The organism is Pseudomonas sp. MPFS (assembly GCF_022537035.1).
Lineage (GTDB): Bacteria > Pseudomonadota > Gammaproteobacteria > Pseudomonadales > Pseudomonadaceae > Aquipseudomonas > Aquipseudomonas sessilinigenes.
The window spans coordinates 4,877,188-4,889,533 of the sequence record NZ_CP066123.1 but is presented as its reverse complement, the minus strand read 5'-3'; the positions used below and the strand labels follow the sequence as shown (position 1 = coordinate 4,889,533).

The following is a 12,346-nucleotide window of genomic DNA, read 5'->3' as shown; positions in this document are numbered from 1 at the left end:
GGGCAGGGCGGCAGGCAGGGAGATTTCATATCAGTTCGTGGCGCTTGGCCATATTCACCAGGGTGTTCATGGAGGCAGCGGCCAGTTTCTGCATGATGCGCTTCTTGTAGGTGCTGACGGTCTTGTTGCTCAAGAACATCCCCGTGGCTATCTGTTGGTTGGTTTGTCCCATGGCGAAAAGCTGCATGACCATCAATTCCCGGTCGCTCAGGGAGTTGAACTGTGCCAGCTCCAGGGGAGCGCCAAGGGCAGTGCGGCTGGCCTGTATGGCCTGGCTGGGAAAGTAGTTATAGCCGCTGTGGATCGCCTTGATGGCGCTCAGCAGCTCGCTCAGGTCTTGCTGCTTGCAGACGAAGCCGCTGGCGCCGGCACGCATGCAGCGATTGGCGAACAAGGCGGCGGACTGAGCGGTCAGGACCAGGGTTCGCACAGGCCGGGGCATGCTGCCAAAGCGTTCGAGCAACTCTAGGCCATCGAGCTTGGGAATGCAGATGTCGAGGATGATCAGGTCCGGTTCGTGCTCGCGGACCATTTGCAGGGCATCGACGCCGTTGTCGGTTTCACCGATGACCGCATACCCCTCGTGTTCCAGGAGAAAGCGGATGGCCAGGCGTATGACAGGGTGGTCGTCAATGATGAGTACAGAGCGCATACGGGCCTCCTGTCGATGAGTGGAAAGTTCGAACAGTAGCCCAGCTGTCTTGGGGAAGGCGTGGCGAAAAAGACCGTGGAGCGAATTCGAGAACGGTCCTACAGCGAATAAGGGGAGGTATTACAGTCAGGTGGCACGCAGAGGAAGCCCCTGTCGGGGAGGCGAGGGGCAAAGGCCGCCCCCGGGAGGAGGCGGCCGATGCTTCAAGGTGCTTTCTGGTCGATACCGGCCTGCAGCAGTTGGCTGTCACTGTGGCCGCCGACACGCAGCGGACCCAGGTTGAACACCTGGTCCTTCTGGGTGGCGTCGTCCTGCTTGCGGGTCAGTTCGTTGCCACTGCCCAGGGCCAGGTTGACTGGCGACTTGGACAGGTTGACCCCGACGTCGACGCGATAGTCCGAGCCGGCCAGGGCGGTGCTGGTGACTCGCGAGCCGCCGAGGTCGACACGTCCGTCGCTGGCGCCGATGCGTGCTCCGGTCAGCTTGGTTTCACCGCTCACCGACAGATTGACGCCCTGCCGGCCACTGATGCCCGAGGCCTGCTGCACGCTGTCCTTGGCCTGGTGACTGAGGTTCAGGTTCAAGGTCGGGGTGTAGGAGGTGTTGCCGCTCTTGTCGCCGAACAGCACGTTTTCCGTGGTGTTGGCCACGCTGGCGCCAGTGGTGGTCTTCTCGCTGACCGAGTAGCTGTCGCTGGTCTTGGGCCAGAAGCGGTCCTTCAGGCTGGAGAAGCGATTGCCCAGCGCGTCGGCCTTGTCGGCGAGATAGCCCTTGGCCTTGTCCACGCTGTTGCCGATGGCGCCACGAGGCTCGGGGTTGACGTCGTAGCTGGCGCTGCGGCTGAGCTTCTCGCCCAGGCGTTCCTTGGCGTTGTCGGCCTGGCTGACCAGGCTGTCCTTGGCCGAGCCGAGCTTGTCCACGCCCTTGTCGACGGCGTTCTCGAGTTTTTCCCGGTGCTTGCCGAAGCTCTTCTGGGCCTTGGCCTGCAGATCGTCCTTGAGCGGACCGGCGGGTTTGGCCAGCTTGCTCACCAGGCCAGGCTGGTTCTTCTCCGCGTCCAGCTTGGCGTCGATGTTGACCTGGGTGGAACGCACCTGGTCCTGGCGGCTTTCGATGCTCAAGTCACCGCCAATCGCTCCGTCGACCCGCTGTGCATCGATGTGCGCACCGGCCAGCTGCACGTTGCCGGCACTGGCGAGCACAACCTGGTCGGCCTTGATCAGGCTGTCGTGCTGGGTACTGTTCTGGCGCCGGTCGACGTCGATCTTGGCCCGGGCGTTGATCCCGTGGGCGTTCTTCGCCGAGCCCTGCTCGGCGTCGGTCGGGGTGGTCTGGCTCAGGTTGGCCCCGGCGCCCAGGGTCAGGCCCCAGTTGTTATGGACCTGGGTTGCCTGCGCCGACTCCTGGTAGATACCGCCCTGGGCGGCATCGAGCATCACCTTGCCGGCATCGACCCGGGTGCCTTGCAGGTGGATCGCAGCATCACCGCTGGCGCCGCTGGCGAGCGTGACCTGGCCCTGGCTGTAGAGCTGGCCGCCACGCTGGTCCTGGTCCTGCTCGGAGACCCGGCCGATGTTGAAGTTGGCGCTCAGATTGGCGTTCTTGCCGCTGCTCTGCTCGCTGCTGGACTTGCCACCACCGGCGGTGAGGCCACCGCCCAGGTTGCTGCCCTGGCTGGCGTGGGTATTGGTCGCGGCTTGCAGGTCGAGCTTGCCACCGGCATTGAGGCTGATATCCCCGGTGGGGCGCGCGGCGTTGCCGATCTGGGTACCTTGCAGGGTCAGGTTGCCGCCACTTTCGAGCTGCACCTTGCCCTGGCCCTGGATGCTGGCGACCTGCGCCTGGCTGTCCTGTTGGTCCAGGCGCTTGTGGTCCAGCTGGAGCCCGGCGCCGACGTTGAGGTTGGTGCCGCTGCTGCCGGGCAGGGTGCCCAGGCTCAGCGAGGCATCGCCCCGCAGGCTGGAGTTGCTGCTGTCCTGCTTGTCAGTGGCCTGGTTCAACGCCAGTTCGCCGCCGGCCTTGATCTTCACGTCGCCCTGGCCGCCATTGAACTGGCTGCCCTCGAAGCTGGCGTCGCCGGTGAGCTTGATTTCCACGCCCTGGCTGCCGGCATAGCTGCCCACCTGGGCTTTCTCGGTGCTGCTGGTGACGGTGCTGCTGCCACCGGCGCCGCTGCCGCGGATGTTCAGGTCTTCACCGGTGTTGGTGTAGACCCGTACGCCGACCTTGGCGTCCACCGCCTGCTCGCTGCTGCTGTGAGTGTCCTTGGCGGCGCTGGCCACCAGGCTGCCGGCATCGATCTTCACCGCGCCGTCGGTGGCGCGGTACTGGGTGCCCTGGTCCTGCAGTTGGCCGTCGGCCTTGACCTGGACCTGGCCACCGCTCAGTTGGCTGACCACTGCGGTGCTGGCGCTGGTGTCGAGTTGGCGGTTCTGGTGGCTGACATCCACGTCCAGCCCGATGTTGGGCTGTTCCAGGGCGTCGAGCACCCCAGGCTGGTGGAACTTGCGCTGGGCCACGCCCTGGACGGCCTTCTCGATGGGCCGGGCCACGCCCTTGTACTCGACGTTGGCGCCGACATCCACCGCCCAGTTGTTCTCCTGGTGGTGGCTGCTTTCGCTGTTGTGTGCGGCGCGGTTGTCGATTTGCCCGGCGCTGACTTGCAGCTTGTCGCCGGCCTTGACCTGGGCGCCCTCGGTGCTCAGGCGATTGCCGGCGCTGATGGTCAGGTTGCCGCTGGCGGCGATGTTGCTGGTTTGTGCGGTGCTCTTGCTGCTGCTGTCCTGGCTGCTGTTATGGGCTACCTCCACGCCGTTGCCGGCCCGATCCAGGCCGCCGGTGTAGTAGAAGCCGCCACCAGTGGTGGTGCTGTCGCTGTGCTTGTCCTGTTTGTCGTGCGCTGCCAGCAGCTCGACGTTCTTGCCGCTCAGGCTGGCATCGCCCGCGGTGGCCGCCACTTTGCTGCCCTGGATGCTCACGTCCTCGCCGGCACTGACCGCCAGGCTGGTGCCGCTAAGGCTGGACGCCTGTTGCCGGGTGCTGTCGCTGCTGTCGTTGCGCTGCTGGTCCTGGTAGCGCACGCCGGCCCGGTACTGGCCGCTGCCGGGTGCGGTCTGCTTGGCGTAGGCGTCGAAACCGCGCTGTTGCGAGCTGCTGCTGGTGTGCTGGGTATCCTCGGCCGCTGTCACCTTGACCGAGCCCTTCGCGCTGGCGTCCAGCTGACCCTTGGCGCTGACCTGGGAACCACTGACGACCAGGTCCTTGGCGCTTTGCAGCTTGAGGTTGCTGTCCGAGCGTACTTGGCTGCCGACGGTGGTGCTGGCCTTGTTCTGCTGGCTGCTCTCGTCCTTGGCGATGCCGAAGAACTTGCTGTCCTTGTTGTGGCTATTGCTGTGGCTGGTGTCCTGCACGCCGTCGATGGTCAGCGAACCGTCGTCGCTGATAACGCTGGCCTGGGTGCCGCCCCGGGCCTGGCTGCCGCTGATGCGCACGTTGTCGGCCTGCACGATCAGCTTGCCCTCGGCATTGACCTTGCTGCCCTGGTTCTGGGTCTTGCCCTGGTCGCCATCGGCGTTCTTGCCGAAGAAGCCCCCGCCCACCAGGTCGCCGGAGTAGCGTTGCTCGCTACTGCTGCTATGGCGGCTGGCGCTGGTGATATCCACGTCTTTGGCCGCCAGTTGGATATCGCCCTTGCTGTGCAGTTCAGCGCCTTCCAGGCGTAGCTTCTGCTTGCTGTCGAGTTGCAACTGGTTGCCGCTCTTGAGCTGGCTGGTGATGCTGCGCTGGTCGCTGCTGGCGGTATCCCAGGTTTCCTTCCACAGGTGCTTGCGGTGCTGGCCCTGGTCGCGCTGGGTGTGGGTCTCGGTGGCGGCGGTCAGTTGCAGGTCGCCACCACTGTTGGCGGACAGGCTATTGCCGGCCTCGATGCTGCTGGCCTGCAGCCGAGTGTCGGCCCCCGAGTTCAATTGCGCGTTGTGTTGCGCCACCACCTTGTTGCCGTGCTGGCGGCTGTCGCTGCTGGTCTCGGTGCGGTCGTAGGTTTCCCAGGTAATGCCGATGGTGCTGTTGTCCCACTGCTGGCGTTTTTCCTGGAGCTTGCGGCTTTCGATGCTGCTCAGGGTCAGGTTGCGCCCGGCGTCGAGCTTGACGTTGCGTCCGCTGACGTCGGTGGCGGCCAGGTCCAGGTCGCGGCCGCCATGCAGGTCGATATCGCCCTGGCTGCGCAGGTCGGCCCGGTTGGCGTCGAGGCTGTTGGCCACGGCCTGGCCACGGATGTCCAGGTCACCAGCGGAGCTCAGCTTGATGCCATCGTGACCGTCGATCTGTACCGCGCCAACGCGTACCCCGGCACCTTCGGCGGTGCTGACGATATTGATCCGCCCGGCGCGCATGGCTCCGAACAGGCTGGCGTCGATGCGCTGCTCCTGGGTGTGGCCGGCCGGGTCGACCTGGCGTACCTGGCCTTTAGCATCGAGTTGGTTACGCCCTACGGTCAGGTTCAACTGGTCCTGGGCCTTGAGCTCACCGCGGCTGTCGATACGGGGGGCGATCAGGTTGATCGAGCCTTTGTCGTTGCGCAGGCCACCGCCCTGGATGTCCAGTTGGCCCCGTGCGTCGCGGGTGTTGAGCCCTTGCAGCTTGCCGTCCTCGAGTTCCGGACGGCCCACCACCAGGCTGGCGTTGGGGGTGTTGAGGAAGCTGCCACCATTGACCGAAATACCGTTGGGGTTGGCCAACACGAAATCGGCGGCGGTACCGGCGATTTCCTGGATACCGTTGAGCTGCGAGGCATTGCGGCTGATCACTTCGTTGAGGATCACGCTGGCCGCCTGGCCCTGGAACTGCGGGTTGGCCGCCACCTGGCCAGCCAGTTGCGAAGCTGCCTGGTGCAACACATCGCTGTTGTTGTTGAGCACTACGCCTTGCTGGCCGACGTTGTAGTCCAGGAACTGGTTATGGGACAGGCCGCCGGAGTTGGGGGCGACGATGTTGACGATGGGCACGCCACCCTGGTCTTGCAGGATCGGCACGCCACCCGGGCCCTCGACCACGGTGATGCCGCCGGCCAGGGCCAAAGGCAGGTGGGAGACCAGCAGCAGGCTGGCGATGGTCCAGCGCAAGGTGCCCTGGGGCGAAAGGTGGAACCTGTGAGTGTTGTCAGGCATGAGAACCTCGTTCTAAGTAGGTGAGCCGGGCGTTGCTTTCTGTGGTCAACGGCCCATGGGGCTCAGGTTCATCGATTGATTCAGGCTAAATCGGCGGTTGGTCAGATCTGCAGGCTGATCCTGGCCAGCCAGGTTTCCGGCTCCGTTCGCAGGCCCTGCGGCGTTTGCAGGCTGCGTTGGTAGTCGAGGTCCAGCTGCAGTTTTTTCCAGGCCAGGTTCAAGCCCACGCTGGCACCGGCGAGGTGTCGGCTCTGGGCGCCGTGGTCGGCCTTGATCCAGCCGTTGTCCAGGGCCAGGCGTGGGGTGAGTTTCACCGGCAGGTCGCTGTCCAGGGGCAGGCGCAGGGTGTTGCGCCACACCGCGCCGATGGCCCCGGAGACACTGTTGACTCGGTAACCGCGCACCGCCGAATCGTCGGTGGCCAGGAGTTGCTCGATCGCTGGCAGCGGGTCCGGGCTGTACTGCGCCGAGAGTTGGCTCTGCCATTGCCAGCGTTGGCCGCCCAGTTGCCCGTTGCGCCATTGGCTGAGGCTGGCGCGGTACTTGTGGAACTGTGCCTTGGGCAGGTTGCGTTGTACTTGTTGCGAGTCGCGGTCGGCGCCGAACCAGGTCAGGCCCTGGGCATAGTTGACGTCCAGGTTCCAGACCGCGCTGTTGAGCCAGAACAGGTTGAGCCCGGTCTCGGCCACGGTCAGGGTCGGGCTCTGGATCTGCAGATGGGCTTTTTGCAGGTAGCTGTCGACGTCCTTGTAGGCCAGTTGCAGGTTGGCGCTGAGCTGGTGGCCCTGGCCGCGCCACAGCACCCGGTCGGCACGGGCGCTGACCATGTCGGTACGGCCGCTGTTGTAGAGGGTGGTGCGGGCCAGCTTGAGCGGCGAGCGGTACTCGGCATGGCTGGCGAACAGGCTGTAGGTCCAGTAGCCATAGGGCACGGAGTAGAACAGGCTGCTGCTGCGGCTGTAGCGCGGCCCCTGGTTGAGGGTGTCGCTGTAGTTCAGGTTCAGCGCATCGTTGAGCTGCAAGGGGCTGTCGAGGTTGAAGTTCAATGACTGGCGGTCGCGCCCGGTGCCGGCGCTGCCGAGGTTGTCCAGGCCAAGTCCCAGGCCCCAGCGCGCAGCGCTGCTGCGTGAGCGCAGGATGATCCGCGAAGCGCCAGGTTGGCTGCCCGGGGCGATATCGGCAGTCAGGTCCAGCGAACGCAGGCGATTCAACTGGTCCAGCCCCTGTTCCAGGTCCCGCAGGTTCAGGGGTTTGCCGAGCACTCCCGGGAACGCCCCGCGCAACGACACTGGCAGGCTCTGGTCGGCCAGTTCGATGGCCTCGACGTAGCCTTCCTCGATCAGGATATCCAGGCTGTGCCCGGCGGCTGGAGCGCTGGCCAGGTAGGGGCGGCTGGCGATGTAGCCGGCCTCCACATAGAGGCGGGTGAGGGCGGCCAGCAACTGGTTGATCTGGTTGACCCCCATGCACGGCGCCACGTACGGCTTGATGAAGGCATTGACGCGGCTCTTGTCGAACAGGCTGACGCCACCGATGCGTGTACCGCTCAACGGCCAGCAACGGCTGTCGCTGGCGGTTTGTTCGGGCACGCCGGCCTCGGTCTTGGTACCGCTGAAGCTGCCCCGTTGCATCTGTCGCTGGCGCTGTTCCAATTGCAGCTGTTGCAGGTTCTGTTGTTGCTGCTGTTGCAGGCGCAGGGCTTCCTGGCCGGGTTGCAAGTCGTCGCCCTGGGCCGGGCCCAGGTACGCCAGGCCCAGCAAACAAACCAGGCCCCAACCGCCGGTGCGAATAGGAAGAGAGCGTTCAGTACGTGATGAATGGGGCACTTGGTGTCCTTACTGTAAAAAGGCCAAGTGACGAACAACAGAGAAGCCGGTTAGCGGGCTCAACTAGTGACGTCGCTTTTAGTTCTGCCCTATGAACATCAAATCCCAACGACAGCTATATCGAGGAGCAATGTTCAAGTGCTCGAGAGTGACAGTTCCTGAGTGAGTACCGGGTGATTCAGTGCAGTTTCAGGTATGACAAAAGGGTTGAGTGAGTAGCCGTGGAAACGTTACAGCGCAGCGCGGAATTATTTTTATGGAGGGCGTTCAGCGGGGAAATTTCCTGTTGAAATCGAGACTATCCGAAACCAAAAGTACTATTTGTACGTAAATTGTAAACGCATAGAAGGCTAACTAAATTTTACTCCTGGCCTTTGCTGGCAAGGCTTTCGCCAGAAATGACAGATGCTGGAAGGTGGGGCGCCTGATGAATTTAGGGTGGAGATGTTTAATTTTGTGAGTCTGTTGGAATATTCAGTAGTGAACTAACTGGTTTCATCTTGCTGTTTATCTTGTTAGTTGAGTTGTTGCTCTATTTTTTATTTAGGGTGATTTCGTTTTTGAACTAAGGGTTTTCCTTAGAATCATTCGGTTGTATTGCTTGCGGCGATCTATGGGTGTTTTCGGGAGCCTGGCGGGAATGTCTTGCCAGTATTCAGGCGCAGCCTTCGTTAGATGGACTAGGGGAATCCCTTAGTCGCGGGGCAGGTGTCGTGGTTGATATCAGGCACCTGCCGCAAGGGCGAGGTGCCGGGTAGCGGAGATTACTGCGGGCTGGAGCGGCCGGTCATTTCCCGGGCCATTTCACTGGCGTAGCTGTCGGTCATGCCAGCGATGAAATCGATCATCCGCAGGAAAGACTTGTGCAAAGGCCAGCTCGGGTCCGGTGCGTTGTTACCCAGCAGGTCGAGGATCCGCCGGTTCTTGAATGAAGGCGTTCTGCCGCCATGTTGTTCCAGCGCAGCGCCACAGAAGGAGTTCAGGAGAATCTCCAGGGTGGTATAGGCGCCGATCTCGTGCAGGGTCTTGCGCTTGTCCTGGAAGATTTTCTTGCGGGCCATGTCCTTGGCGTTGAGTACGCAACGCTTGGCGGGGCCGTGCATGTGTTCCACCAGGTCACCGTGCAGGGTGCCGGCCAGCAGCGCGTCCTGCTGTTCGACGAAGGCACGGGCCGCCGCGTTGGTCAGGTGCTCGATGGCCTTGCCCCGCAGGATCGCCAGGCGCCGCCGGCGCGAATCCTCGGGGCCGAGCTGGCGGTAGGTTTCCGGCAGGTCGTCGCCTACCAGGCCGAGCAACAGGGATTCGACCTCGGCGTACTCCAGCAGGTCCATCTCCAGGCCGTCCTCGAGGTCGATCAAGGCGTAGCAGATGTCGTCTGCAGCTTCCATCAGGTACACCAGGGGATGCCTGGCCCAGCGTTGCTCCTCCAGCTGCGGCAGGCCCAGCTTGTGGGCGATCTGTTCGAGCAGGGGCAGTTCACTCTGGTAGCAGCCGAACTTGTGTTTCTTGTAGCCCAGGGCGTCGGCATGGTGCGCGGTCCAGGGGTATTTCAAGTAGGTGCCCAGGGTGGCGTAGGTCAGTCGGGTACCGCCATCGAACTGGTGATATTCCAGTTGGGTCAAGACCCGGAAACCCTGGGCATTGCCCTCGAAATTGAGAAAGTCCAGGCGCTCGGCCTCGCTCATCGCATCGAGCCAGCCACGCCCGGCCGCCTGCTGGAACCAATGGCGGATGGCATCCTCGCCGGAGTGGCCGAAGGGTGGGTTGCCGATGTCGTGGGCCAGGCAAGCGGATTGCACCACCATGCCCAGGTCACTGGGTTCGCACCACTCGGGCAGGGCGTTGCGCAGGGTCTCACCGACGCGCATGCCCAGGGAGCGGCCGACGCAACTGACCTCCAGGGAGTGGGTCAGGCGCGTATGGATATGATCGTTGCTGGATACCGGGTGCACCTGGGTCTTGCGGCCCAGGCGGCGGAAGGCGCCGGAAAAGATGATGCGGTCATGGTCTTTGTGGAAAGGGCTACGGCCAAGTTCTTCCGGGCTGTGCACTGGCTTTCCGAGGCGTTCGCGGTTGAGCAGGGTCTGCCAATCCAAGGCGGGTCTCTCCGAAGAAAACACAAAGTGCCCAGCTTCCGGGTTCCCGCGCTTGGCTGCAAGAGGGCGTAGGGGGCTGCTGTGCAAGTAAATGCCGCGGATCGGCGCGGCGCAGCGATCGGCGGGTCGCTAGAGCCCGGCGGCATCGATATCGATCAGTAGCAGGCGCTGGCCGTTGGCGAAGAACTGGCCGGCGGTCAGGCAATACTGGTTGCTGGTGGCGTCGCGATAGGTGCTGGAAAGAATCAGCCGGCGTTCCTCCCAACCTTCGGCCAGCAGGTGGTAGAAGTACGGGCGCCAGGACCAGTTGTGGCCGACGTAGCTGGTGTCGACGTGCCAGGCGCCGTGGCGCCGTTCCAGGTTCGGAGTCAGCTGGGTGCCGTGGCGGTCGCACTGATAGAAGCGCAGTAGCCAGGGAAAGGCCTCGAGCCTGGGCAGTTGGCTGACGGGGGCCTGGGCCAGGGCCCATGGCTGCAGCAGGTTCATCAGTTGCGCCAATTGCTGGCGCAGGCGCATCAGGCGATGGCGCTCCTCGAGCTTGTCGCGCACATAGCGCTCGCGCAGGCGTGCGAAGGGCTGGACGAAGGTGTCGCTGGCAAAGAACCCTTCCTGGGCCTGGGCGAACAGGAAGCCCTGCACATAACGTGATCCGCATTCCAGGGCGAAGTCCAGCTCGGCTTCGGTCTCCACGCCTTCAGCGATGATCCAGCAGCCGGTTTTCTCGGCCATCTGCGCCAGGGCCTTGACCACATCGCTGCTGGGGCCGCCACGGGCCGCGGCCTGGAACAGCCGCATGTCGAGCTTGAGGATGTCCGGTTGCAGGGCCAGTACCCGGTCGAGTTGCGAGTAGCCGGCGCCGAAGTCGTCAATGGCGATCCTCGCCCCGGCCTGGCGATAACGCTCCACGACCTGGGCCAGGCGCTGGCTGTTCCCGCCCAGCTCGGTGATCTCGAAGACGATGCGTCGCGGATCGATGTGGTGGTGTTGCAGTTGCTTGAGGCTTGGCAGTGGCTGACCGGGCCGCAACAGGCTGATCCAGCGTGGTGAGATGTTCAGGCTCAGGAACCAGTCCTGCGGGGCCTGGTGCAGGCGCCGCAGGGCATCCTCGCGGATCTGGCGGTCGAGTCGGCGCAAGGCACTGGCCGGGGTGCGTGGTTCGCTGAACAACGGACCTACCGATACCAGTTGGTCGTTGCCCAGGCGCAGGCGCCCCAGGGCCTCGACCCCGGCGATGCGCCCGGTGGCGGTGTCGATGAATGGCTGGAAACAGGCGAGCGGTTGCCCGTCGATCACAAGGCCTCCTCATAGGGCGTCAAAACGGCATGGACCAGCACCTGGTTCAGGGCCGGTCCGGGTTGCGTAGCAAGAATGCAGCCAGATGAGGCTGATCAGGTTTTGCGCGAGGAGCCCTGCAACACCAGCTTGATCAGCGGCAGCAGGCTGGTACCCAGGCGCACCAGGCGGGCAAGGCTGCTGGTGCCGCCGTTCTTGACGCCCTTGCCGGTGATGAAGCCCAGCAAGGTCACCACTGCCACGCCCCAGAGAGGGGCGTGCTTGATGCCCAGGCCGTCCTGCCAGCTTTGTCCCAGGTTGCGCATGCGTTGCAGCGGTTGCAGCAGTTGCTGGGATTCGTGGCGGATCTCCTGGCGGTGCATTTCCATGCGCAGGCGGATCAGGGCCTTGCGCATTTCCCGGCGGGAGCTGTTCTGTGGAATTTCAGGCAGGTTCATGGCAACAGGCGCTCCCGGTCATTGGCCAGCTCCTGAAGGGTGGCATGGAAGGGCGATGATTCGTCGAACACCGCCGATTTCAGGCGCAAGCCGCAGAAGATCGCTGCCAGGGCATAGAACACGCACAGGCCGATGATCCCGGCCAGGCGATAGCTGTCCCACAGCAGGATCAACACCAGCGCCGAGAGCCCTACCAGCAACAGCAAGGCGAATACCAGGGCCAGGCCGGCGAACAGCAACAGGCTCACGGTCCGGGCTTTTTGCTCCTGCAACTCGATGCCGAACAGCTCGACGTGACTGTGCAGCAGGCCCAGGACCGCCGCTCCCAGGCGTCGTGAGGATGCACTCGGGCCATGGCCGGAGGCGTTGGATTCATCGATCGCCATATCAGCGCCGTGTCGCCAGCAGGCCAATCAGGAAGCCCACCCCGGCGGCGATGCCCACCGACTGCCAGGGGTTTGCCTGCACGTAGTCTTGCGCGGCGGTGACCGCGGCCTGGCCACGCTGGCGCAGGGAGTCTTCGGTCAGTTGCAGGGTTTCCCGGGCCTTGAGCAGGCTTTCGTGGATCTGCTCGCGCAACTCGTCGGCCTGGTCGCCGGCCAGGGTTGCGGTGTGCTCCAGCAGACGTTCGGTGTCACTGACCAGTGCCTGAAAATCCGCCATCAGTACTTCTTGAGCCGTCTTTGCCGTTTTGCTGGCCATGCTGCTGCCTCCTTAAGTGGCTTGTGTGAGCTATGAGTATGAGCCCTGAATGAAGGTTCACTGTAATTGCCTGGTACAGCTTTTGCTTTGTCCTGGTGCGCAGGTTCTCGAGCCTGCGCTGAAAATGAGCGGGGAAAGCGCTGTGGACCGCGCAAACCCTGGCCGAGTGAATCAC

At 63.6% G+C, this 12,346-nt stretch carries 8 protein-coding genes; all 8 read right to left on the bottom strand.

Going from position 1 to position 12,346, the window contains the following annotated elements:
- Window positions 1-25 precede the first annotated feature (25 nt).
- The 8 genes from I9018_RS22230 to I9018_RS22195 all read right to left on the bottom strand — a co-directional run bounded on the left by I9018_RS22230 (window position 26) and on the right by I9018_RS22195 (window position 12,171).
- Entirely contained in the window at window positions 26-652 is a 627-nt protein-coding gene (locus I9018_RS22230) for a response regulator transcription factor (protein ID WP_241107529.1), read from the bottom strand.
- A gap of 203 nt (window positions 653-855) precedes the next feature.
- Complete coding sequence (locus I9018_RS22225) at window positions 856-5,817, bottom strand: hemagglutinin repeat-containing protein (RefSeq protein ID WP_241107528.1); 4,962 nt, start codon at window positions 5,815-5,817, stop codon at window positions 856-858.
- Window positions 5,818-5,918: 101 nt separating this feature from the next.
- Window positions 5,919-7,586, bottom strand: a complete 1,668-nt coding sequence (locus I9018_RS22220; RefSeq protein WP_225926593.1) for a ShlB/FhaC/HecB family hemolysin secretion/activation protein — start codon at window positions 7,584-7,586, stop codon at window positions 5,919-5,921.
- A gap of 821 nt (window positions 7,587-8,407) precedes the next feature.
- A complete protein-coding gene (locus tag I9018_RS22215) occupies window positions 8,408-9,739 on the bottom strand; it encodes a deoxyguanosinetriphosphate triphosphohydrolase (RefSeq protein WP_068581612.1) in 1,332 nt (443 codons plus the stop codon).
- A gap of 129 nt (window positions 9,740-9,868) precedes the next feature.
- Complete coding sequence (locus I9018_RS22210; RefSeq protein ID WP_241107527.1) at window positions 9,869-11,032, bottom strand: EAL domain-containing protein; 1,164 nt, start codon at window positions 11,030-11,032, stop codon at window positions 9,869-9,871.
- Between the two features lie 95 nt (window positions 11,033-11,127).
- On the bottom strand, window positions 11,128-11,469 hold the full coding sequence (locus I9018_RS22205; protein ID WP_241107526.1) for a hypothetical protein: 342 nt from the start codon (window positions 11,467-11,469) through the stop codon (window positions 11,128-11,130).
- The gene (locus I9018_RS22200; RefSeq protein WP_068581605.1) at window positions 11,466-11,855 is read right to left on the bottom strand and encodes a phage holin family protein; all 390 of its coding nucleotides are present in this window, start codon (window positions 11,853-11,855) and stop codon (window positions 11,466-11,468) included. Before I9018_RS22200 ends, I9018_RS22205 begins: the two co-directional genes overlap by 4 nt.
- A gap of 1 nt (window position 11,856) precedes the next feature.
- Window positions 11,857-12,171, bottom strand: a complete 315-nt coding sequence (locus I9018_RS22195) for a YqjD family protein (protein ID WP_068581604.1) — start codon at window positions 12,169-12,171, stop codon at window positions 11,857-11,859.
- Between the last annotated feature and the right edge of the window lie 175 nt (window positions 12,172-12,346).